Genomic DNA, 20428 nt, shown 5'->3' with positions numbered 1-20428 from the left:
CCAACGCCCCGAACCAGTCGGGGCGTTGGATTTGCCTATCGTCAGTGCGTTTTCACACGCTCTGATTTGCCCGGTTTTTTGTTCGTGCGCCAATCAGTCGCGGCGGCCTTCCACTGCCTTGCCGGCGACGGTGCCCTCCTTGAGCATGATCTGGTATTCCTTGCCGTCGGTTTCCACCTGGTGCAGGCGCACCAGCAGGTGGCCCCAATCCTTGGCGAACCACAGTACGGTCTTGCGGGTGCTTTGAGTGGGATCGCGCACGCGCTCGACCTTGATCGCATCGATCAGGCCGGCCTTGGTACGCACCACTTCCTCGCCAAGCACGCGAAAATCGTAGGTTTCGATTTCGTCACCGTCGACCACCTGGTAGCTCACGCTCTTCTTGCCGGCTGCGACGTCCTGCTGCAGGGCGATCTGGTAGGTCGACTTGTCCAGCAGGCCGCGATTGAGCGGGAAGCGCACAGAGTCGCCGCGGTCGCTGCCGATGACCTGCTTCTGCTCCCAATCGAAGTCCTGCTCGACCTTCTTGCCTTTGCCCAGGCCGCTGCGGTTGAGGCGGTAGGTCAGTGGCAGCAGGGCGCCGTTGTCGACGCGGAAGGTGCTCTCTTCGGTCAAGCCTGCGACCAGCATCGAAGCTTCGAAATTTAGCGTCCAGCGACCGTCGTCCTCGCGCTTGAGGCTGCGCTCGGCACTGCCGCTGACCGGCAACTGCTTCCAGTCCGCGGTGTAGCTGGCGGAGAAAGGCTGCAGGTCCTCGGCGAGGGCTGGCAGGGCGAACAGGGTCATGGCGAACAGCAGGGCACGACGCATAGAGTCTCCTAGGTTCGAATCAGATGGCCGCTGGCGGGCAGCGGCTGGCCATCCAGCATTGCGCCTTGAGCGTCAAGACGCAAGCGGCCTTCGGCAAACCAGCGTACGGCCAGGGGGTAGATCTGGTGTTCCTGCCGGTGCACGCGGCTGGCCAGGCTTTCGGCCGTATCGCCTGCCATCACTGGCAGCACTGCTTGTACGACCAGAGGGCCACCATCGAGTTCCTCGGTGACGAAGTGCACGCTACAGCCGTGCTCGCTGTCACCAGCCTCCAGCGCACGCTGATGCGTATGCAGCCCCTTGTACCTGGGAAGCAGCGAAGGATGGATGTTCAGCAGACGCCCCGCGTAATGCTGAACGAAGCCCGGCGTGAGAATGCGCATGAAGCCGGCCAGCACCACCAGATCGGGCTGATGGGCATCGATGGCCTGGATCAGCGCCGCATCGAAGGCTTCGCGGCCGTCGAACTGCTTGTGGTCAAGCAGTTCGGTGGCGATGCCGGCCTGTTTCGCCCGTTGCAGACCGTAGGCATCGGCGCGGTTGGAGATAACCGCGGCGATGCGAGCCGGATTGCCGTCGCGGGCGACGCTGTCGATCAGAGCCTGCAGGTTGCTGCCTGACCCGGAGATCAGGACGACGACATTACAGGGCATCAGTGGCTTTTCAGGTTGTTCAGCTGCACCTGAGCCGCGCCTTCGGCCGCCTCGGTGATCTGGCCGATGACCCAGGGCTGCTCGCCGCTGGCGCGCAGGCTGGCGAGGGCCGCCTCGACCTGATCCTGAGCGACGCAGATGACCATGCCGACGCCACAGTTCAGCACGCGGTGCATTTCATGCTCATCGACGTTGCCTTGTTCCTGCAGCCAGTCGAACACGGCCGGACGATTCCAGCTGGCGACGTCGATCACGGCCTGGGCGCCTTGCGGCAGTACGCGCGGGATGTTGTCCAGCAAGCCACCGCCGGTGATGTGGGCCATGGCCTTGACCGCGCCAGTGTCCTTGATCAGCTTGAGCAGCGGCTTGACGTAGATGCGGGTCGGCGCCATCAGCAGGTCGGCCAGGGCCTTGCCGTCCAGTTGCACCTGCTCGATGTCGGCGCCGGAGACTTCGATGATCTTGCGGATCAGCGAGTAGCCGTTGGAGTGCGGGCCGGAGGAGGGCAGGGCGATCAGCGCGTCGCCGGTGACGACCTTGGAGCCGTCGATGATCTCGCTCTTTTCCACCACGCCGACGCAGAAGCCGGCCAGGTCGTAGTCTTCACCTTCGTACATGCCCGGCATTTCGGCGGTTTCACCACCGACCAGGGAGCAGCCAGCCAGCTCGCAGCCGGCACCGATGCCGGTGACCACGGTGGCGGCTACGTCGACGTTGAGCTTGCCGGTGGCGTAGTAGTCGAGGAAGAACAGCGGTTCGGCGCCGCAGACCACCAGGTCGTTGACGCACATGGCGACCAGATCCTGGCCGATGCTGTCATGCTTGTTCAGATTCAGCGCCAGGCGCAGCTTGGTACCCACGCCGTCAGTGCCGGAAACCAGTACCGGCTGCTTGTAGCCAGCCGGGATCTCGCACAGGGCGCCGAAGCCGCCCAGGCCACCCATGACTTCCGGACGGGCAGTGCGCTTGGCGACGCCTTTGATGCGCTCGACCAGGGCTTCACCGGCATCGATGTCGACGCCTGCGTCCTTGTAGCTGATGGAGGGTTGCTTGCTCATAGATCCGGGCCTTTGGATGGGGAGTTCGTGTAGGCGCCGACGTGGCTCAGGCTCATCCAAGGAGCCCGGCGCGCGTACCGGCTGGCGAAGGCGCGCGATTTTATCAGGCTTGCCCGGTAGCGGCCACTCGCGTGCATGCGCTTCGTCGCGGGCACTGGCTCTGGTTGCCGGGGCAAGAGCGGCTGTTTAAGGTATAGGCCTTTGCGCACGCCGCCATCCCTTTGCGAGAGCCCGCCCCATGCGTCTGTCTGTCCGCCTGATGTTCTTCTGTCTGTCGCTCCTGAGCCTCTCGGCACTGGCTGCGCCGGTTGCCGGTTTGTATCAGGTGCGCGAACCGGTGGCGGATCAGCAGCCGGAAAGCCGTGATGCGGCCATGCAGAAAGCCCTGCAGACCCTGGTGCTGCGCCTGACCGGTGATGCCAAGGCGCTGCAGAACCCGGCGCTGGAAGGGCTGCGCAAGGACCCGCAGCAGATCGTCAGCCAGTACGGTTACGAAGGCGATGCGCTGCTGGTGGAGTTCGATCCGGGTAGTACCGAGCGCCAGCTTCGTCAGGCCGGCCTGGCCCTGTGGGGGGCCAACCGTCCGGCCATTCTCGCCTGGTGGCTCAACGAGTCGCCGGAAGGCAGCCAACTGGTTGGCGAGAGCCAGGGCACCTCGGCGTCACTGCGCGATGCCGCTCAGCACCGTGGCCTGCCGCTGCGTTTGCCATTGGCCGATCTGAGCGAGCAGGCGCTGGGCAGTGCCGATGCCTTGCTGGGCAACGATCCGCAGGCGCTGCGCGAGGCCTCCGAACGCTATGGCGCTGACGCGCTGTTGGCGGTGCGTGCAGCCGAAAGCGGCGGTAGCTGGCTGGCAACCTGGCGCCTGTGGCTGGGTGACGAGCGTGAGCAGGGCAAGGCCGAGGGCGCGGATCAGGCCGCACTGGCCGATGCGGTGATGCTGGCGGTGGCCGAGCGTCTGGCGCCGCGTTTTGTCGTCAAACCGGGCGCCGCGCAGAGCCTGACGCTGGTGATCGAAGGCGCTGACCTGGGCCGTTTCGCGGCATTGGAGCGCCTGCTCGAACCCTTCGCCGCGCGTTTGCAGGAAATCGACGGGCAGCGCCTGGTCTATCAGGTCAGCGCCAGTCCGGAACAGCTGCGCGCGCAGCTGGCATTGGCTCAGCTGCAGGAAGTCAACGAGCCGCTCGATGCCGCTGAGCCGGTGGAGAGTTCGCAGGCGAGCCCACAAGACGAAGCGCCTCAGGTGAAGCCGCGCACCGATCAGCTGCGCTTTCGCTGGTAGAATCCCCGCCGGTAAAACACAGCCCTGTTCGCGGCGCCTTCCGGGCGCCGTTTCGCATCGAGGACGCGAGCATGACCGATTCCACCCGTTGGCTATGGATGGCTGGGCTGTTTCTGCTTGGCTGGCTCCTGTATCTGTTGCACCCGATTCTTTCGCCGTTCCTGATGGGCGTCCTGCTGGCCTATCTGGGTGATCCGCTGGTCGACCGCCTCGAACGGCATCGCCTGTCGCGCACCGGCGGCGTAATCGTGGTATTCACCCTGTTCGCGCTGCTGTTGTTGATTCTCCTGCTGGTGCTGGTACCCATGCTGGGGCGGCAACTGGTGCGGCTGTATCAACTGGCGCCGGAGATGCTCGACTGGTTGCAGGGCACCGCCTTGCCCTGGTCGCAATCGCACCTCGGGCTGCAGGACGATGTGCTGCAGCTCGCCCAGCTAAAGCAGGTATTCACCGACAACATCGGCAAGACCACCGATGTGCTCAGGTTGGTGCTGGCCCAGGCGACCTCCTCGGGCCTGGCGCTGCTGGCCTGGCTGGGCAACCTGCTGCTGATTCCGGTGGTGAGCTTCTACCTGATGCGTGACTGGGACGTGCTGGTCGCGCGTGTACGAGGGTTGCTACCGCGGCAGCGTGAGGGGCTGGTGGTCAAACTGGCGGGCGAATGTCACGAGGTGCTCGGTGCCTTCCTGCGCGGCCAGTTGCTGGTGATGCTGGCGCTGAGCGTGATCTATTCCGTCGGTCTGATGCTGGTCGGGCTGGAGCTCGGGCTGTTGATCGGTGTGCTGGCCGGCCTGGCGAGCATCGTGCCCTATATGGGCTTCATCGTCGGTATCGGTGCGGCGCTGAGCGCGGCGCTGTTCCAGTTCGGCCTCGAGCCCTATCCGCTGATCGGTATCGGCGTGGTGTTCATGATCGGCCAACTGCTCGAAGGCATGGTGCTGACGCCCATGCTGGTGGGCGATCGCATCGGCCTGCATCCGGTCGCGGTGATCTTCGCCATCCTCGCTGGCGGCCAGCTATTCGGCTTTACCGGCGTGCTGTTGGCCTTGCCGGTGGCGGCGGTGATCATGGTTTTGCTGCGCCATGCTCATGATTTGTATAAACTTTCTGGCCTTTACGGAGAGACAAGCGGTTCCCACGAGCCCCCAGCATGAAACCTATCCAGCTGCCTCTGGGGGTGCGTCTGCGTGATGACGCCACCTTCGCCAACTACTATCCCGGTGCCAACGCCGCGGCCCTGGGCTATGTCGAGCGTCTGTGCGAGGCCGACGCCGGCTGGACGGAAAGTCTGATCTACCTGTGGGGCGCCGAGGGCGTCGGGCGCAGCCACCTGCTGCAGGCGGCCTGCCTGCGCTTCGAGCAGCGTGGTGAAGCGGTGGTGTACCTGCCGCTCGGCGAGGTGGTACAGCATGGCCCGGAGCTGCTCGACAATCTCGAATTGTGCGAGCTGGTCTGCCTCGATGATCTCGATGCGGTGGCGGGGCGCAGCGACTGGGAAGAGGGGCTGTTCCACCTGTTCAACCGCCTGCGCGACAGCGGCCGACGCCTGCTGCTGGCCGGCACCATGTCGCCGCGCGAGTTGCCGATTCAGTTGCCTGACCTCAAATCCCGGCTGACCTTGGCGCTGGTTTTCCAGCTGCACGAGCTGTCCGACGAGGACAAATTGCGCGCCCTGCAACTGCGCGCTTCACGTCGCGGTTTGCAGATGAGCGACGAGGTCGGCCGTTTCATTCTCACCCGCGGCGAGCGCAGCATGAGTGCGCTGTTCGAACTGCTCGAGCGCCTCGATCAGGCCTCGCTGCAGGCGCAGCGCAAGCTGACCATTCCTTTCCTCAAGGAAACGCTGGGCTGGTAACGCGTCTGTTTCCCAGCTCTTGCATGAAACCGCGTATTGCCTGAGCGCAAAGCTGTGGTTGCGCCTGCAAAATGAAGTGCGGTCCCTCCAGCCGAAGCTGACGAAGATCGTTGCACAAATGCGCCACCTGTCTCGCCACCTTGTCTGCGACCAGGCGATCCTGCTGCGGCCACAGGTGCAGGACGGGCAGTTCGAGGCGCTGTTGCGGTGCTTGCAGCGTCGCCAGCGTATGGAGACGAGCGCGTATCAGAGCCTTGTCCAAACGGCGGATTTCTCTCTGTACTTGCTGCAACGTCTGATCACTTGCGATCTGGCCAAGGCACAGCGCGCGTAGTGGCCATGGCTGCGTAGCGAGCAGCAAGGATATGGGCAGGCGCTTCAGCACAGGCAAGACGGCATTAGGAACGGTCAGGAACGATGCGGCGAAGATCACGCCCTGCAGTCCAGGCGGCTTGCGCATGGCGAGCCGATAAGCAATGGGGCCGGAAAAGGATTCGCCCAGCAGTACGAACGGGGTGCTGTGCAGTCGCTCGGCCAGCTTTTGCGCTAGGGCGTCGTAATCCTGCGGCCCGTGCTCGGGCAAGTCGAGCACCTGACAATCGATATCCCCAAGCTCGGCGAGCAGAGGAGTGAAGAGGGCGCTGCTGCCATTGAGGCCAGGCAGCAGCACCAGGCGCATCAGGCTTCCCCGGCCTTCTTGCGGTCGTACTGAAAGCGCCAGCGGGTGTAGAGCAGGGCGCAGCAGAACAGGCCGAAGCTGATTACCGCCTCCAGAGCGCCGAACAGCGCGCGCGCCGGATCGATGGCGGCGAGTACGCCCTGGATGAAGTAGAGATTGACCACGAAGCAGGCCCAGGCGTGAGCGCGGGCGTTGCCCATGAGTATGCCGGGCGCGAGCAGGGCCAGTGGCAGCAGCTGGATCGCCAGCACCACGCCGACGCGGGCACCATGCAGGTCGGCGAAGGCGAGGTTCCATACCAGCAGCAAGGTCAGCAGGGCGATGAAACTGAACAGGCTCAGCGCTCGGCTGAGTTTGACCCGCGGCTCCAGCCATTCGAGGCTGGGCAGGGGTTTCTTGGCTCGGGCCACGATCAGTGCTCCAGTTTGCCGGCGATCTGCGCCAGGCGTTGGCCCAGTGCGCGGCACAGGGCCACTTCGTGTTCGTCCAGTGCGCGTTTGCCGTCACCCCCGGCATGGTGGCTGGGGCCATAGGGCGTGCCGCCGCCGCGAGTTTCGAGCAGGGCCGATTCGCTGTAGGGCAGGCCGCACAGCAGCATGCCGTGGTGCAGCAGCGGCAGCATCATCGACAGCAGGGTGGTTTCCTGACCGCCATGCAGGCTGGCGGTAGAGGTGAACACGCCAGCCGGTTTGCCTACCAGCTCGCCGGTGAGCCACAGGTTGCTGGTGCCGTCGAGGAAATACTTGAGCGGTGCGGCCATGTTGCCGAAACGGGTCGGGCTGCCCAGAGCCAGGCCCGAGCAGTTCTTCAGGTCTTCCAGGGTGGCGTACACGGCGCCGTCCTCGGGTACGCTGGGTGCGACGGCCTCGCATTCGCTGGATACTGCCGGTACCGTGCGCAGGCGTGCTTCCAGGCCAGCCATCTCGACGCCGCGGGCAATCTGTTTGGCCATCTGTGCAGTGGCGCCATGGCGGCTGTAGTAGAGCACCAGGATATAAGGCGTACTCATGCCAGCAGCTCCAGGACCTTCTCCGGTGGACGGCCGACCACGGCCTTGTCGCCAGCGATCAGGATCGGGCGCTCGATCAGCTTGGGATGCTTGACCATGGCTTCGATCAGTTGCGCTTCGCTCAAGCTGGTATCGCTCAGGCCCAGTGCCTTGTACTCGTCCTCACCGCTGCGCAGCAGGTCACGGGCGGTGATGCCCAGCTTGCCCAGCAGGCTCTTGAGTTCGCTGGCGCTGGGTGGCGTTTCCAGATAGCGCACGACGTTCGGTTGCAGGCCGCGGGCTTCGAGCAATTCCAAAGCGCCGCGGGATTTGGAGCAGCGCGGGTTGTGATAGAGGGTCAGGTCGGTCATGGTGGCTCGCATCCGGCTTGAAGTGGCGGCTATTCTAACCGCCTGGTGCGTGGATGCACGTGAACCGATACGCCGCATTGCTGCGACTTTTTCACGCGGCGCACTGTCTGTTTAGGTTTGAGGGCTAAGGAGAGGTCATGCAGGTTCGTTTGAAGGATTGGCTGGAGTTCTGGCTGAATCTTTATAGGCGCTTCGTGGAGAACCGTGGTGCAGGCAACGCTGCGGCGCTGACTTACACCACCCTGTTCGCCGTGGTGCCAATGATGACTGTGACCTTCGCCATGCTCTCGGCCGTCCCTGCGTTTCAGGGCGTCGGTGAAGACATTCAGGGCTTCATTTTCCGCAACTTCGTACCCTCCACCGGGGAGACGGTGCAGGAGTATCTGCGTGAATTCACCACTCAGGCCCGGCAGCTGACCTGGTTTGGCGTCGGACTCCTGGCTGTCACTGCATTTCTCATGCTGTTGACTATCGAAAAGACCTTCAACGTGATCTGGCGGGTCCGTCAGCCGCGGCGCGGGATGTCGAGCTTCCTGCTCTACTGGGCGATACTCAGCCTTGGGCCGCTGCTGCTCGGCGCAGGGTTCGCGATCAGCACCTACATCACCTCCTTGTCGCTGGTGTCCGGGCCGGACGCTTTGGTCGGGGCCAAGACGGTGCTGGCTTTCGCTCCGCTGTTGTCCAGCATCGCGGCTTTCACCTTGCTCTATGCAGCGGTGCCCAATACCCGAGTACCCTTTCGCCACGCGCTGCTCGGAGGGCTGTTCAGCGCCGTGTTGTTCGAGGTGGCCAAGGCGCTGTTCGGCCTTTATGTGCGTCTGTTCCCTGGCTATCAGTTGATCTACGGGGCCTTTGCCACGGTGCCGCTGTTTCTGCTGTGGATCTATCTGTCCTGGTTGATCGTATTGCTTGGTGCCGAGCTGGTGTACGGCCTCTCCCGCCCCCGGGACTGGCGTCGCGATCCCATTCCCAAGGGGTTGATAGTGCTGGTGGTGCTGCGCCTGTTGCTGAAACGCCAGCAGAGGGGAGAGGCCCTGCATTACGGCGATATGCAGCGCGCCGGATGGCGTCTGCCGGAAGAGGTGTGGAGCCAGGTGATGGATTTCCTCGAGCGGGAGCATCTGGCCTGCAAAGCTTCTGGCGGCGGCTGGGTGCTGTGCAGGGACCTGCATTCTTTCCCGCTGTACAAGCTGCTGGAGTGCAGCCCATGGCCTTTGCCGAGCCTGTCGCAGCTACCCGCTCAGCTCGATGAGCCGTGGTATCCGGCATTGCGCGAGGGGCTGGAGCGCATGCAGGCGGAGCGCGAGGCTCAATTTGGCATCAGCCTGGCGGACTGGCTGCCGGGTAAGGGATAGCGGAACCACGGAGGCGTGTGCCAGGAGGTGACAAAAAGCGTCACTTAACGGCCCTGTCACGATCTGCCGTGGCTCCGGCGCACGTCCAGGCGTCAGTGAATGCAGTGTTGGGCGGCTGGCACGCTTCTGGCAATTGGAGAAACAGTTGCTATCGAACTGCCAGCAGGGCAGGGGTCGCTGAGGACGCAGGCAGTAATGACAGGCAAGAAAACCAAGGTGATCCATCTCCATCGACGTGATCCGCAGGAAGCGCTGACGCGGCTCAACCGCATTACCGGTCTGCACTTCGCTCGCTGGCCGGAATCGCTCCTTGGCCATGTAGCCAGCGAAAACCTGCCGTCTGATGCCGAGGCTTCGAATTTACGCCCAGCGTCCAGTCCCGAAGCGTCCTCCGGCTGAAAACAAAACCCGCGACAATGCGCGGGTTTTCAACTGGCTGTGATGTTTCAGGCCAGAGCCTGACGGCTCTCGCTGTTGGCCAGTTCGACGGCCTGAACGAAGAATTCCTCGACGACAAGACTTTGCGCCGGCACGGACGAGCGCAGGCGTACCTGCATGTCTTCGATCTTCTGCCGCACCGGCATGCGGGCGATGCCCGAGAGCAGGATCTTGCCGTGGGCGTTGACCTTGCCGTGGTCGACATTGACCTCGCGGCGCTTGTCGCCGTCGCGATAGCTCACCAGCAGCGATACCGGCAGGTTGGCCAGCCCGGGCAACTGCAGCCAGGTGGCGATGTTGTACTCGGCCACGCGACCCTCATAGGGCGTGACCAGCAGGTGAGCGACGTCAACGATGCGCGCAGGCACGGAGCCAATCAGCTTGTCTTGCACTTGGGACATGGCGAAATTCCAGGCTGGGTGAGACTTTTGGCAAGGAATTATAAGCAGGCGTCTGGTGTTGAAACTGTGCACTCGGCAGACGGGCGGCGTGACTGGGGTCGCAGTTTCGCGTATCAGGCCAGGCGCAACGGGTGGCGGGTGACTGCCGACGTCTGCAGGTTGCTTTCGGGAAGCGGCACGATCGCCTGGTTATGTACGTTGGCCAGTTGCAGCCAGAGATGTTCGTCGACGCTGAACTGGCCATTGGGCAGCCACAGGCCGTGATGCCAGCCATTGCCTGGTGCCGGGGTGCTCTGCAGAACGCCGGGGTGGGTCTGGGCATTGGGCGCGCGACGCAGCCAGACTGGCCGCGGCAGCCCCTTGAGGTAGCGCAGGCCGAGGTGAAGGCCCTTGCTGCCCTGATGGCGCCAGCGCACCAGCGCCAGGGTCGGAGTACCATCGGTGAGCAGTAGCACCAGTTGCCCGACCTGCAGCTGTGCGCCTTCATTGGCGTTGCACAGCAGGCGCGCGCCACCGGGGCTGGCATCGAGCAACTGTGCCTCGGTGCGCTGTGGCAGCTTGTCCAGCAGTTGCGCGTGAATGGCCGCAAGGCCAACCACCAGGCTGCACTGGCCATCCAGCTCGGCGCGTTCGTGACGACGTTGCTGGCGACCCAGCCAGTGCTGGCGTACCCGTTCGAGGAGCTGACGCTCCTGTGCGCTTTGCAGCGGCGCCGGTTCGTGCAGGGCGATCAGCAATGCGCCCAGTTCGAAACGGCGCAGGTTGTCTGCCTCGCCCTCCACGCGCTGTTCGAAACCCAGGCTGGCCCTGGACTGGCTGAGGTCGACGAGCGGACCCTCGGCCTCGTCTTCTTCATCCCAGGGTTGTAGCCTGGCCAACGAGGCCAGGGGGGCGAGTGCGCTGAACAAGGTCAGGCATTCGCCTTCGTCGAGGTGAAAGGGGTTGCTCAGGGCCAGTAGCAGCATCTGCTGGTACAGCCCGCGCAGGTTGCTGGCCGGTTTTGGCTCGAAGGCCGCAGCCACCGGTTCGTCCAGGCATTGCTGGTGTTCGCCTATCCAGTACAGCAAGTGGCTGTCGCGCCAGAGTGCCGGCGGGGGCTCCTGATACAGCTGGTAGTGGCGCAGCAGCTGCTGGGCAAGGAAATGCTGGGCCATGTACAGGCACCAGGCCAGATGTGGCAGCGATGGCTGGCGACCTTGCAGAATCTGCAGCAGCAGGCGCTTGAAACCGATTGCCAGTTCGCCGCACAGGCGCACGAACAGCGTGCTGGGTGGATGCTGGCGATTGGCGAGGCCGGCGTAATGGCGATACTCGTCACTGAAGCTTTGCAGCGCACGCTGCCTTTCCAGTAAGGTCAGGCCGCTACGGTTGAGTGTGAACAGCAGCCCCAGCACCTGTTGCAGGCCGTGTTCCGGCTCCAGATGGCGGGCAGCCGCGAGTCGCGGGGCAATCTCCGCTGGCGATACGCTGGTGTCCTCGCGGATATCCGGTACTTCCAGGCGCAGTGCATTGAGCGTCATATCAACCCCGAGTGGAGGATCGAGTACATGGGCTTACGGCTCCGGATGGTCGGCAAGGCTGTTTTGGGAATCTGCGCCGGTCTGCTGCTGGCGGCTTGCGCCGAGGATTTCGGCCCTGATCAGCATGGACGAAAGGTAACGGCTGACAACCTCGATGGCCAGTGGCTGGTCATCAATTATTGGGCCGAATGGTGTGCGCCATGCCGCACGGAAATCCCCGAGCTCAATGCGCTGGAAGATGAGCTGAAAACCCGGTCGGCGCGGGTGATCGGCGTCAACTTCGACGCCTTGCAGGGCGATGACCTCAAGCGTGCGGCCGACAGCTTCGATATCCGTTTCACCGTACTGGCGCAGGACCCGGCAGCGCGTTTCGAGTTGCCGCGCAACGATGTACTGCCGGTGACCTACATCGTCGATGCCGATGGCAAGCTGCGTGAACGGCTGGTGGGCGAGCAGACTGCCGCCGGCTTGCTGGCGCATCTCGAGCGCTTGCGCGGCAAATAAGCTCACTCAATGGCGCCGTGCACCGTCACAAACCGGTGCGCAGCGCCCTCCTGATTACCAGCCCGGCACGCCACTCATGTCTGGCAGGTGGTGGGCGATGCCCTTGTGGCAATCGATACAGGTGGCTTCACCGTTGGCCAGCGCGCTGGAATGCATCTGCCGGGCGCGTGGGCTCTGCTTGGTGAAATCCATGTAGTCGAAGTTATGGCAGTTGCGGCATTCCAGGGAGTCGTTGGCCTTGAGCCTCGCCCATTCGTGCTCTGCCAGCTCGCGGCGTTTTTCCAGGAACTTGTCGCGCGTGTTGATGGTGCCGAAGATCTTGCCCCAGACCTCCTTGGAGGCCTGCATCTTGCGTGCAATCTTGTCCGTCCACTGGTGAGGCACGTGGCAGTCCGGGCAGGTCGCGCGCACGCCGGAGCGGTTGCTGTAGTGAATGGTGTCCTGCAGCTCGACGTAGACGTTGTCGCGCATCTCGTGGCAGGAAATGCAGAATTGTTCGGTGTTGGTCGCTTCCAGCGCGGTGTTGAAGCCGCCCCAGAAGATGATCCCGGCAATGAAACCGCCCAAGGTGAGAAAGCCCAGGCTGTAATGCACGCTCGGTCGACGCAGGATGCCCCAGTATTCCTTGAGCAGGGCCAGTAATGACTTCATAGGGCCTCCTCAGGGTTTCGCCATGCCGGCTGCTTCGTCTTCGAGCAGGTGGTCGATATTGCGGAAGCTATTGCCGACCAGAGGTTTGACCTCCTGCTGGGTCACGTGGCACTGGGTGCAGAAATAGCGCCGCGGTGAAACCGCCGCCAGGGCCTGGCCGTCACGGTCCATGTAATGGGTGATGCTGATCATCGGCGCCTGGCTGCGGGCGCTGCCGGCCCGGCTGTGGCAGGTCAGACACCTGTTGCCGTTGGCGTCCACCTGATAGCCGCGAATGCTATGCGGAATGGTCGGTGGTTGTTCCGGGTAGTTGCGCTCGCGGCGCAGATCCTTGTTCTCCTCGTTGCCCAGCACCGGTGCCGGGAGTGTCTGGCTGAGGGTACCGCCTGGGCGGCGACCGTCCGGCGCGGGGGCGTCGAGTGGATAATTGAGCTCGCCGGCGATGGCCAGGCCGAAGGCAGCGAGCAGTAGCAGAGGCAGGAAACGCAGGCTCATGACGGCTCTCCTCAGGCCAGGTTGACCAGTTCGATCTTCACCGCACACTTCTTGTAATCGGTCTGCTTGGAGATCGGGTCGGTGGCGTCCAGAGTGACCTTGTTGATCAGTTTGTTGGCGTCGAAGAAGGGCACGAAGACCAGCCCGCGAGGTGGCTTGTTGCGCCCGCGGGTTTCGATGCGCGCACGAATCTCGCCGCGCCGGCTGATCACCTTGACCTCGCTGCCGCGTCGCGCCTTGAGCGCCTTGGCGTCGTCCGGGTGCATGTAGACCAGGGCATCGGGCACGGCGCCGTGTAGCTCCTCGACACGCTGAGTCATGCTGCCGGTGTGCCAGTGTTCCAGCACGCGGCCGGTGCTGAGCCAGAACGGGAAGTCGTCATCCGGTGCCTCGGCTGGCGGCTCGTAGGGCAGGGCGAAGATCAGCGCACGTTTGTCCGGGTAGCCGTAGAACTGTACGCCGCTGCCTTCTTCCACGTAGGGGTCGAGGCCCTCGCGATAGCGCCAGCGCGTTTCCTGGCCGTCGACCACCGGCCAGCGCAGGCCGCGTGCGGCGTGATAGCTGTCGAACGGCGCCAGGTCATGGGCATGGCCGCGGCCGAACTGGGCATATTCCTCGAACAGCCCCTTTTGCAGGTAGAAGCCAAAGGCCCCGGCTTCGTCATTGGCGTAGCCGGCCTCGACCTGCTCGCTGGGGAACTGGTCGACCTGGCCATTGGCGAACAACACCTGGTAGAGCGTCTTGCCCTTGTAGTCCGGGGCCTTGGCCAGCAGTTCGGCGGGCCAGACCTCATCGGTGGTGAAGCGCTTGGAAAATTCCACCAGTTGCCAGAGGTCGGACTTGGCCTCGCCCGGCGCCTTCACCAGTTGATGCCAGAACTGCGTACGGCGCTCGGCATTGCCGTAGGCGCCTTCCTTCTCCACCCACATGGCGCTGGGCAGGATCAGGTCGGCGGCCTGGGCCGAGACGGTCGGGTAAACGTCGGAAACGATGACAAACGCCTGCGGGTTGCGCCAGCCGGGGAGAATTTCCTGCATCACGTTGGGGCCGGCCTGCATGTTGTTGCTGACCTGGGTCCAGTAGACCTTGAGCACGCCGTCCTTGAGCTTGCGGCTCTGCTCCACGGCATGGAAGCCGGGCTTTTCCTGGATGGTGCCGGCCGGCAGCTTCCAGATCTTCTCGGCGGTTTCGCGGTGCTTGGGATTGGCCACCAGCATGTCGGCGGGCAGGCGGTGGGAGAAGGTGCCCACCTCGCGCGCGGTGCCGCAGGCCGACGGTTGGCCAGTGAGGGAGAAGGGGCTGTTGCCCGGTTCGCTGATCTTGCCGGTCAGCAGATGGATGTTGTAGATCAGGTTGTTGGCCCAGACGCCGCGGGTGTGCTGGTTGAAACCCATGGTCCAGAACGACATGACCTTGCGCTTGGGATCGGCGTACAACTCGGCCAGGGCTTTGAGCCGCTCCGCCGCGACGCCGCTTTCCCTGGCGGTGCGCTCCAGCGTGTAGGGTTTGACGAAGGCGGCGAACTGCTCGAAGGACATGTCCTCCCAGGTATTGGCCTTGGCGGCGTTCTTGGCCTGCATTTCCAGTGGATTGTCGGCGCGCAGGCCGTAGCCGATATCGTCGGCGCCACGGACGAACTTGGTGTGCTTGCCGACGAAGTCCTCGTTCACCGCGCCGCTCTCGATGATGTGGTTGGCGATGTAGTTGAGAATCAGCAGATCGGTCTGGGGTTTGAACACCAGCGGGATATCGGCCAGATCGAAGCTGCGGTGCTCGAAGGTGGAAAGCACGGCGACTCGGGTATTCGGGTGGCTGAGGCGGCGATCGGTGACCCGGCTCCAGAGGATCGGGTGCATTTCTGCCATGTTCGAGCCCCACAGCACGAAGGCGTCGGCGGCCTCGATGTCGTCGTAGCAGCCCATGGGCTCGTCCATGCCGAAGGTGCGCATGAAGCCCATCACCGCCGAGGCCATGCAGTGGCGCGCGTTGGGATCGATGTTGTTGCTGCGAAAGCCGGCTTTCATCAGCTTGTTGGCCGCATAGCCTTCCCACACCGTCCACTGGCCGGACCCGAACATGCCGACGGCCTCCGGGCCATGCGCGGTGATGGCCTGCTTGATCTTCTGCGCCATGATGTCGAAGGCCTGGTCCCAGCTCACCGGCTGGAATTCGCCCTGCTTGTCGTAAACACCGTTTTTCATGCGCAGCAGCGGCTGGGTGAGGCGGTCGACGCCATACATGATCTTCGACAGGAAGTAGCCCTTGACGCAGTTCAGGCCGCGGTTGACCTCGGCCTTGACGTCGCCGTGGGTGGCCACCACCCGGTTGTCGCGGGTGGCGACCATCACGCTGCAGCCGGTGCCGCAGAAGCGGCAGGGCGCCTTGTTCCACTCCAGGCGGGTCATGTCCGCCTCGGTGATCAGGTTGCTGGCGGTACTGACGATGGGCAGGCCGGCCGCCGCTGCGGCGATGGCAGCGGCGTTGGCTTTGGCGAATTCACGGCGGGAAAGCTTCATTTTGAGTCTCCTTCTGGCTCGAGGAGTTCGTGGTAGACCAGGGCTGCGTTGAGCACGCCCGGCAATGCGTTGATCTGTTCGATACGCGCGAGAATGTGGCGCTCATGCTCGGTCTCCAGTACCACCACCAGCTTGCCCTCAGGGCTTTCCTGGTGCAGTTCGAGACCCTCGAGCTGGCGCAGATTGGCTTTCACCGCGGCGAGCAGCTCGGGCCTAACGTGGACCAGCAGGCTGGATATGTGCAGGGGGGCGGCCATGTTCCGTGGCTCCGTCGGGTAAAGGGGTCAGGTCGGTGGGCCAGGTGGCCCAAAGAGCATCTGGGTGAACCAGATGATGAATCCGTAGCCGCCGACCAGCGCCACGGACAGGAGGGGGAATAGGCAGACGACAAGAAAGACGAACAGGCGGGTTTCCTTGCCTTTCGTGGCTCTGCGTTCGGGCGTGGTGTCCATTCGCTCGGCTCCATTGCATTCCGTATCTCAGGCTAGACCCTATCATTGGTAAGGGCAAAGTCACTTGAGCTGGATCAAGGTAGAGGCGCAACGGTCAGGGCACGGGTACAGGCTCGAGTTATCGATAGCGTGCTAATATTTGTTCTTCGTTCCATTCGCGGGCAGGCGCTCGAATCGACTTCGCTTGTCGAACTCTTGTCTGTCCGCAACATGCTCCGAGAGTCATCCAGTCTATGTCCGCTTCCCATCTCAGTCGTGGCAGCGCCGGTTATCGGCGCGCCACTCTGGCGCTGTTCTGCGCCGGTTTCGCTACCTTCGCCATGCTCTATTGCGTACAGCCGTTGCTGCCTCTGCTGGCAGCCCACTTTCGTGTGTCGGCCGCCAGCAGCAGCCTGGCGCTGTCGCTAACGACTCTGAGCCTGGCGCTGTGCCTGCTGGTATCCGGTGCGCTGGCGGAAAGCTGGGGGCGCAAGCCGGTAATGGCGGCTGCGCTGGGCCTGGCGGCGATGCTGGGAATTGCCAGTGCGCTGGTGGAGGAGTGGGGAAGCCTGCTGATCCTGCGCGCACTGCTGGGCCTGGCACTGAGCGGTTTGCCGGCGCTGGCCATGGCCTATGTCGGTGAGGAGTTCGATCCCGAAGCGCTGCCGGCTGCCATGGGCTTGTATATCGGTGGCACGGCCCTGGGTGGCTTGCTGGGGCGACTGCTGGCTGGTCTGCTCAGCGATATCGGCGGTTGGTCCTGGGCGCTGGGTGGAATAGCTGGATTGGGGTTGCTGGCGATGGGGCTGTTTCTCTGGCTGTTGCCACCCTCCCGGCATTTCACGGCTCAGCCGCTGTCTCTGCGCGGGTTGCTGCGCAACTTCGCCCTGCACCTGAGCAATCCGCGCCTGCGCGTTCTGTTCGCTCTGGCCTTCCTGCTGATGGGCGGTTTCGTTGCGTTGTTCAACTACGTGGGCTTTCGCCTGGCCGGTGCGCCATTCAACCTGTCGGCCACGGTGATCGGTCTGCTGTTCACTGTATATCTACTGGGTATCTTCAGCGCCGGTTGGGCCGGGCGACTGGTTCCGCGTTTTGGCGCGCGCCAGGTGCTGCATGGCGGTATCGGGCTCATGCTGCTTGGGGTGGCGCTCTGCGCTGCGCCCTGGCTGAGCGCCGCGGTGGTCGGGCTGGCGTTGTTTACGCTGGGCTTCTTCGCCGCCCACGCGGTGGCCAGCGGGCAGGTCGGCGCGCATGCACAGGGTGCCAAGGCACAGGCATCGGCACTGTATCTGTGTGCCTATTACCTCGGTTCAAGCCTGGTGGGTTATGTCGGCGGTTACGTCTGGGAGCATGCCGGATGGCTGGCATTGCTCGGTGTACTGGCTTCGTTGTTCATCGCTGCGGCCGCTCTGGTCCGGCGTATTTAGGCTGTTTGTCGCTCGTTCAGTGCAGGTTCAAGGAGGGTTCAGCGGGGATTCAGTAGTCTTCTTGCAGACTTGTTGCCGAGTTGATCAAAACTGCAACGAGAGGAACGATTCGATGAAAATCACCCTGAACCGTATCGCACTGGCTACCTGCCTGGCCCTGGGCGCAACCGCTGCCCAGGCCAACGACAACTTTGTCGGCCTGACCTGGGGGCAGACCGACAACAATATCCAGAAGTCCAATGCGCTGAATGCCAACCTCGGCAATCCCAAGCTGGACAAGGTGATCAATGGCGAGGGGACCTGGGGCATCCGTGCCGGTCAGAAGACTGCCGATAGCCGCTACTACGCGACCTACGAGAACGTCTCCGACAGCCACAATGGCTACAAACTGCGCCAGCAGAATCTGCTCGGCAGCTACGACATGTTCGTACCGCTGGGTGACAACAACACCAAGCTGTTCGGTGGTGTGACCGGTGGCCTGGTCAAGCTCGAGCAGGAGAGCCGTGGCTTCTCCCGCGACAGCGACATCGGATTTGCTGCAGGCCTGCAGGCCGGTATCCTTCAGGAACTGAACAGCAATACCTCGATCGAAGCCGGCTATCGTTATCTGCGTACCAACGCCAGCACCGAAATGGCGCCGCATGGAGCAGGCAAAGCCGGGTCGCTGGACCTGCATAGCAGTTCCCTGCTGTACCTCGGTGCCAACTTCGCCTTCTAATGATGGCATAGCGTCACCAGGCCGGGCTTATGCCCGGCCTTCGTATAACTGAAAAAAGGGGGACGTCCCATGAAATTGCTGGTGGTGGAGGATGAGGCGCTGCTGCGTCATCATCTGTTCACTCGCCTCAGTGAAAACGGGCATGTTGTGGATGCCGTGCGCACTGCCGAAGAGGCGCTGTATCGAGCTGAGTCCTTCAATCATGACCTGGCCCTGGTCGATCTTGGTTTGCCGGGCATGAGCGGTATCGATCTGATCCGTCAGTTGCGCAGCCAGGACAAGAACTTTCCGATCCTGATACTCACTGCGCGTGGCAACTGGCAGGACAAGGTCGAGGGGCTTTCCTGCGGTGCGGATGATTACGTGGTCAAACCCTTCCAGTTCGAAGAGCTGGAGGCGCGCCTCAATGCTTTGCTGCGCCGCTCTTCCGGGTTCACCAAATCGACCATCGAGGCCGGCTCGCTGGTGCTGGACCTCAATCGCAAACAGGCCTCGGTGGACGAGCAGTCCCTGCAATTGACGGCCTACGAGTACCGCATCCTCGAGTACCTCATGCTGCACCACCAGCAGGTCGTAGCCAAGGAGCGTCTGATGGAGCAGCTCTACCCGGGTGATGACGACCGTGATCCCAATGTCATCGAAGTTCTGGTCGGTCGCCTGCGGCGCAAGCTCGAAGCCGTGCTGGGCGGAAAATTGATTGAAACCGTGCGCGGACAGGGCTACATGTTCAACGAGCGCTGCAAGTGAGGCGCGCGCGCGTCTTCATACGCAAGCTGCGCATTCGCTTCGGCTCCCTGCGCCTGCGCCTGATGCTGGCCAGTGCGGCGCTGGCGATGTTGTTCATGTTGTTATTGATGCCCGTCCTGCAGGGCGTCTTTCTTATGGCCCTGGAGCAGACGGTGGAGAAGCGTCTGGCTTCCGACGCTGCCGCGCTGATCTCCGCCGCGCGTATTCACAACGGCCAGCTGCACATGCCGGACAAGATGCCGGACGAAGAATTCGACAACCTCGACTCACACCTGCTGGGCTTCATCTTCGATCGCGACGGGCAGCTGATCTGGCGTTCACGGTCTTCCATCGACGAGCTGGTACGTTACCTGCCGCGCTACGATGGTCGCGGCCACGAGTTCGTGCGTATTCGCGACGAGAATGGCCAGGAATACTTCGTCTATGACATCGAGGTGGATCTGTTGCGTGGCGACCAGACCGCGCTGAGCATAGTGACCATGCAGTCGACGCGCGAGTACCAGGGCCTGTTCAATGGCTTCGCCTGGCAGTTGCGGCTGTGGCTGGGCATCGCATTGCTGGTGTTGTTGGGCCTGCTCTGGTTCGGCCTGACCTGGGGCTTTCGCAGCCTGCGCGGTCTCAGCGACGAACTCGATGGCGTGGAAGCGGGCACCCGTCAGCGTTTGAGTGATGAACACCCGCGTGAGCTGCTGCGCCTGACCAACTCCCTCAATCGCCTGCTCGACAGCGAGCGGCGTCAGCGCGAGCGTTATCGCGATTCGCTGGAAGACCTCGCCCACAGCCTGAAAACACCACTCAGCGTGCTCCAGGGTATCGGTGAAACCATTGCCGTTCAGCCTGAGAATCGTGATCAGGCGCAGCTGATGCAGGCGCAGATCGAGCGCATGAGCCAGCAGGTCGGCTATCAACTGCAGCGCGCCAGCCTGAGACGCAGCGGCCTGGTGCGCCATCGCGAGCAGGTCTGGCCACTGCTCGATGGCTTGTGCCGCTCGCTGGACAAGGTCTACCGCGACAAGCGTGTCGAAGCGACGCTGGAAGTGCCAGAGAACAGTCAGATCACCATGGAACGTGGCGCGCTGATGGAGCTGCTCGGTAACCTGCTGGAGAACGCCTACCGTCTGTGCCTGCATCGCGTACGCGTCAGGTTGCAGCCACTGGCCGGTGGCTGCCTGCTCACCATCGAAGATGACGGCCCCGGCGTGCCGCAGCACCAGCGTGCGCGGGTATTGCAGCGCGGCGAGCGGCTGGACATACAGAATCCCGGACAGGGCATCGGCCTGGCTGTGGTGGAGGACATCATCGAGAGCTACGACGGCGAGTTGAGCCTGGAGGACTCGGAGCTGGGCGGTGCCTGCTTCAGGGTGCGCCTGTACGACTGAGTCGTGTCGATGCGGGGATGCGATAGTTCCCACGCGCCTGCGTCCTAGCAGTCCTGCCACGCTCTGCGTCGCTACTGGTTTTCGAAATGCAGCAGCCTTTTGCTGGAGGCGGAGCGTCGAAGGCGGCGCTCTCACGCGGAGCCGGGAACG

Annotated in this window: 24 protein-coding genes; 10 read left to right on the top strand and 14 right to left on the bottom strand. The window is 63.3% G+C overall.

Annotation, left to right across the window (positions count from 1 at the left end; all coding sequences use genetic code 11):
* Positions 1-93: 93 nt before the first annotated feature.
* The 3 genes from GYB81_RS10955 to purM are packed head-to-tail and all read right to left on the bottom strand — an operon-like array spanning position 94 to position 2521.
* Positions 94-810: a DUF3108 domain-containing protein gene (locus GYB81_RS10955; protein ID WP_161866987.1), complete on the bottom strand. Its 717-nt coding sequence runs from the start codon at positions 808-810 to the stop codon at positions 94-96.
* An 8-nt stretch (positions 811-818) separates the two neighbouring features.
* Positions 819-1463 (bottom strand): phosphoribosylglycinamide formyltransferase, encoded by a 645-nt coding sequence (purN, locus tag GYB81_RS10950; RefSeq protein WP_161866986.1) that lies wholly within the window; start codon positions 1461-1463, stop codon positions 819-821.
* Complete coding sequence (gene purM, locus GYB81_RS10945) at positions 1463-2521, bottom strand: phosphoribosylformylglycinamidine cyclo-ligase (RefSeq protein WP_161866985.1); 1059 nt, start codon at positions 2519-2521, stop codon at positions 1463-1465. Before purM ends, purN begins: the two co-directional genes overlap by 1 nt.
* A 238-nt stretch (positions 2522-2759) precedes the next feature.
* Between purM and GYB81_RS10940 the strand changes: the two genes are divergently transcribed.
* The 3 genes from GYB81_RS10940 (at position 2760) to hda (ending at position 5658) form a co-directional block, all read left to right on the top strand.
* Positions 2760-3803, top strand: coding sequence for a DUF2066 domain-containing protein (locus GYB81_RS10940; protein WP_161866984.1), 1044 nt, complete (start codon positions 2760-2762; stop codon positions 3801-3803).
* Positions 3804-3874: 71 nt separating this feature from the next.
* On the top strand, positions 3875-4957 hold the full coding sequence (locus tag GYB81_RS10935; RefSeq protein ID WP_161866983.1) for an AI-2E family transporter: 1083 nt from the start codon (positions 3875-3877) through the stop codon (positions 4955-4957).
* Complete coding sequence (gene hda, locus GYB81_RS10930) at positions 4954-5658, top strand: DnaA regulatory inactivator Hda (protein WP_024308852.1); 705 nt, start codon at positions 4954-4956, stop codon at positions 5656-5658. Before GYB81_RS10935 ends, hda begins: the two co-directional genes overlap by 4 nt.
* On the opposite strand, the gene GYB81_RS10925 is transcribed toward hda, so the two are convergent.
* The 4 genes from GYB81_RS10925 to arsC are packed head-to-tail and all read right to left on the bottom strand — an operon-like array spanning position 5636 to position 7696.
* Entirely contained in the window at positions 5636-6337 is a 702-nt protein-coding gene (locus GYB81_RS10925; protein ID WP_161866982.1) for an alpha/beta fold hydrolase, read from the bottom strand. The two genes, hda and GYB81_RS10925, sit on opposite strands and share 23 nt — an antisense overlap.
* Complete coding sequence (locus GYB81_RS10920; protein ID WP_161866981.1) at positions 6337-6747, bottom strand: DUF2069 domain-containing protein; 411 nt, start codon at positions 6745-6747, stop codon at positions 6337-6339. Before GYB81_RS10920 ends, GYB81_RS10925 begins: the two co-directional genes overlap by 1 nt.
* A gap of 2 nt (positions 6748-6749) precedes the next feature.
* The gene (wrbA, locus tag GYB81_RS10915; RefSeq protein WP_161866980.1) at positions 6750-7346 is read right to left on the bottom strand and encodes an NAD(P)H:quinone oxidoreductase; all 597 of its coding nucleotides are present in this window, start codon (positions 7344-7346) and stop codon (positions 6750-6752) included.
* On the bottom strand, positions 7343-7696 hold the full coding sequence (arsC, locus tag GYB81_RS10910; RefSeq protein WP_161866979.1) for an arsenate reductase (glutaredoxin): 354 nt from the start codon (positions 7694-7696) through the stop codon (positions 7343-7345). Before arsC ends, wrbA begins: the two co-directional genes overlap by 4 nt.
* A gap of 137 nt (positions 7697-7833) precedes the next feature.
* On the opposite strand from arsC, the gene GYB81_RS10905 reads away from it, so the two are divergent.
* Both GYB81_RS10905 and GYB81_RS10900 read left to right on the top strand, forming a co-directional pair.
* Positions 7834-9051 carry a virulence factor BrkB family protein gene (locus GYB81_RS10905; RefSeq protein ID WP_161866978.1) on the top strand — a complete coding sequence of 406 codons (1218 nt, stop codon included), beginning with the start codon at positions 7834-7836 and terminating at the stop codon, positions 9049-9051.
* Positions 9052-9246: 195 nt separating this feature from the next.
* On the top strand, positions 9247-9450 hold the full coding sequence (locus tag GYB81_RS10900; protein ID WP_161866977.1) for a hypothetical protein: 204 nt from the start codon (positions 9247-9249) through the stop codon (positions 9448-9450).
* Between the two features lie 47 nt (positions 9451-9497).
* Here the strand turns inward: GYB81_RS10900 and GYB81_RS10895 are convergent, their stop codons facing one another.
* Both GYB81_RS10895 and GYB81_RS10890 read right to left on the bottom strand, forming a co-directional pair.
* Complete coding sequence (locus GYB81_RS10895; RefSeq protein ID WP_161866976.1) at positions 9498-9890, bottom strand: hypothetical protein; 393 nt, start codon at positions 9888-9890, stop codon at positions 9498-9500.
* Between the two features lie 113 nt (positions 9891-10003).
* Entirely contained in the window at positions 10004-11410 is a 1407-nt protein-coding gene (locus GYB81_RS10890) for a cyclic-di-GMP receptor FimW-related protein (RefSeq protein WP_161866975.1), read from the bottom strand.
* A gap of 45 nt (positions 11411-11455) precedes the next feature.
* Here GYB81_RS10890 and GYB81_RS10885 point away from each other — a divergent pair, with 45 nt between their 5' ends.
* Entirely contained in the window at positions 11456-11914 is a 459-nt protein-coding gene (locus GYB81_RS10885; RefSeq protein WP_161866990.1) for a TlpA disulfide reductase family protein, read from the top strand.
* A gap of 54 nt (positions 11915-11968) precedes the next feature.
* Here the strand turns inward: GYB81_RS10885 and GYB81_RS10880 are convergent, their stop codons facing one another.
* From GYB81_RS10880 to napE, 5 genes are read right to left on the bottom strand one after another with little or no spacing between them, the layout of a single operon-like run.
* Complete coding sequence (locus GYB81_RS10880; RefSeq protein ID WP_161866974.1) at positions 11969-12565, bottom strand: cytochrome c3 family protein; 597 nt, start codon at positions 12563-12565, stop codon at positions 11969-11971.
* Between the two features lie 9 nt (positions 12566-12574).
* A complete protein-coding gene (locus GYB81_RS10875) occupies positions 12575-13060 on the bottom strand; it encodes a nitrate reductase cytochrome c-type subunit (protein WP_161866973.1) in 486 nt (161 codons plus the stop codon).
* An 11-nt stretch (positions 13061-13071) separates the two neighbouring features.
* On the bottom strand, positions 13072-15576 hold the full coding sequence (gene napA / locus GYB81_RS10870; RefSeq protein WP_161866972.1) for a nitrate reductase catalytic subunit NapA: 2505 nt from the start codon (positions 15574-15576) through the stop codon (positions 13072-13074).
* Entirely contained in the window at positions 15573-15833 is a 261-nt protein-coding gene (locus GYB81_RS10865) for a chaperone NapD (RefSeq protein ID WP_161866971.1), read from the bottom strand. The genes napA and GYB81_RS10865 overlap by 4 nt, the downstream gene beginning before the upstream one ends.
* A gap of 27 nt (positions 15834-15860) precedes the next feature.
* The gene (gene napE / locus GYB81_RS10860; protein ID WP_161866970.1) at positions 15861-16028 is read right to left on the bottom strand and encodes a periplasmic nitrate reductase, NapE protein; all 168 of its coding nucleotides are present in this window, start codon (positions 16026-16028) and stop codon (positions 15861-15863) included.
* Between the two features lie 233 nt (positions 16029-16261).
* Here napE and GYB81_RS10855 point away from each other — a divergent pair, with 233 nt between their 5' ends.
* From GYB81_RS10855 to GYB81_RS10840, 4 genes are all read left to right on the top strand, one after another.
* Positions 16262-17434, top strand: coding sequence for an MFS transporter (locus GYB81_RS10855; RefSeq protein WP_161866969.1), 1173 nt, complete (start codon positions 16262-16264; stop codon positions 17432-17434).
* 112 nt (positions 17435-17546) lie between these two features.
* Complete coding sequence (locus tag GYB81_RS10850) at positions 17547-18152, top strand: outer membrane beta-barrel protein (RefSeq protein WP_161866968.1); 606 nt, start codon at positions 17547-17549, stop codon at positions 18150-18152.
* Positions 18153-18221: 69 nt separating this feature from the next.
* Positions 18222-18899, top strand: coding sequence for a response regulator transcription factor (locus GYB81_RS10845; RefSeq protein WP_161866967.1), 678 nt, complete (start codon positions 18222-18224; stop codon positions 18897-18899).
* Positions 18896-20278, top strand: coding sequence for an ATP-binding protein (locus GYB81_RS10840; protein ID WP_161897821.1), 1383 nt, complete (start codon positions 18896-18898; stop codon positions 20276-20278). The genes GYB81_RS10845 and GYB81_RS10840 overlap by 4 nt, the downstream gene beginning before the upstream one ends.
* Positions 20279-20428 lie beyond the last annotated feature (150 nt).

The sequence above is a fragment of the Pseudomonas yangonensis genome (assembly GCF_009932725.1).
In the GTDB taxonomy this organism is placed as follows: domain Bacteria; phylum Pseudomonadota; class Gammaproteobacteria; order Pseudomonadales; family Pseudomonadaceae; genus Aquipseudomonas; species Aquipseudomonas yangonensis.
This window is presented reverse-complemented; position numbering and strand designations above follow the sequence as displayed.

What these genes read in the sequence shown, in the direction of transcription:
- GYB81_RS10865 (WP_161866971.1), bottom strand. Translation starts at nt 15,833, where the DNA reads ATGGCCGCCCCCCTGCACATATCCAGCCTGCTGGTCCACGTTAGGCCC.
- purN (WP_161866986.1), bottom strand. Translation starts at nt 1,463, where the DNA reads ATGCCCTGTAATGTCGTCGTCCTGATCTCCGGGTCAGGCAGCAACCTG.
- GYB81_RS10955 (WP_161866987.1), bottom strand. Translation starts at nt 810, where the DNA reads ATGCGTCGTGCCCTGCTGTTCGCCATGACCCTGTTCGCCCTGCCAGCC.
- GYB81_RS10940 (WP_161866984.1), top strand. Translation starts at nt 2,760, where the DNA reads ATGCGTCTGTCTGTCCGCCTGATGTTCTTCTGTCTGTCGCTCCTGAGC.
- GYB81_RS10895 (WP_161866976.1), bottom strand. Translation starts at nt 9,890, where the DNA reads ATGTCCCAAGTGCAAGACAAGCTGATTGGCTCCGTGCCTGCGCGCATC.
- wrbA (WP_161866980.1), bottom strand. Translation starts at nt 7,346, where the DNA reads ATGAGTACGCCTTATATCCTGGTGCTCTACTACAGCCGCCATGGCGCC.
- hda (WP_024308852.1), top strand. Translation starts at nt 4,954, where the DNA reads ATGAAACCTATCCAGCTGCCTCTGGGGGTGCGTCTGCGTGATGACGCC.
- arsC (WP_161866979.1), bottom strand. Translation starts at nt 7,696, where the DNA reads ATGACCGACCTGACCCTCTATCACAACCCGCGCTGCTCCAAATCCCGC.
- purM (WP_161866985.1), bottom strand. Translation starts at nt 2,521, where the DNA reads ATGAGCAAGCAACCCTCCATCAGCTACAAGGACGCAGGCGTCGACATC.
- GYB81_RS10890 (WP_161866975.1), bottom strand. Translation starts at nt 11,410, where the DNA reads ATGACGCTCAATGCACTGCGCCTGGAAGTACCGGATATCCGCGAGGAC.
- GYB81_RS10880 (WP_161866974.1), bottom strand. Translation starts at nt 12,565, where the DNA reads ATGAAGTCATTACTGGCCCTGCTCAAGGAATACTGGGGCATCCTGCGT.
- GYB81_RS10845 (WP_161866967.1), top strand. Translation starts at nt 18,222, where the DNA reads ATGAAATTGCTGGTGGTGGAGGATGAGGCGCTGCTGCGTCATCATCTG.
- GYB81_RS10905 (WP_161866978.1), top strand. Translation starts at nt 7,834, where the DNA reads ATGCAGGTTCGTTTGAAGGATTGGCTGGAGTTCTGGCTGAATCTTTAT.
- GYB81_RS10850 (WP_161866968.1), top strand. Translation starts at nt 17,547, where the DNA reads ATGAAAATCACCCTGAACCGTATCGCACTGGCTACCTGCCTGGCCCTG.
- GYB81_RS10875 (WP_161866973.1), bottom strand. Translation starts at nt 13,060, where the DNA reads ATGAGCCTGCGTTTCCTGCCTCTGCTACTGCTCGCTGCCTTCGGCCTG.
- napA (WP_161866972.1), bottom strand. Translation starts at nt 15,576, where the DNA reads ATGAAGCTTTCCCGCCGTGAATTCGCCAAAGCCAACGCCGCTGCCATC.
- GYB81_RS10855 (WP_161866969.1), top strand. Translation starts at nt 16,262, where the DNA reads ATGTCCGCTTCCCATCTCAGTCGTGGCAGCGCCGGTTATCGGCGCGCC.
- GYB81_RS10900 (WP_161866977.1), top strand. Translation starts at nt 9,247, where the DNA reads ATGACAGGCAAGAAAACCAAGGTGATCCATCTCCATCGACGTGATCCG.
- napE (WP_161866970.1), bottom strand. Translation starts at nt 16,028, where the DNA reads ATGGACACCACGCCCGAACGCAGAGCCACGAAAGGCAAGGAAACCCGC.
- GYB81_RS10925 (WP_161866982.1), bottom strand. Translation starts at nt 6,337, where the DNA reads ATGCGCCTGGTGCTGCTGCCTGGCCTCAATGGCAGCAGCGCCCTCTTC.
- GYB81_RS10935 (WP_161866983.1), top strand. Translation starts at nt 3,875, where the DNA reads ATGACCGATTCCACCCGTTGGCTATGGATGGCTGGGCTGTTTCTGCTT.
- GYB81_RS10885 (WP_161866990.1), top strand. Translation starts at nt 11,456, where the DNA reads ATGGTCGGCAAGGCTGTTTTGGGAATCTGCGCCGGTCTGCTGCTGGCG.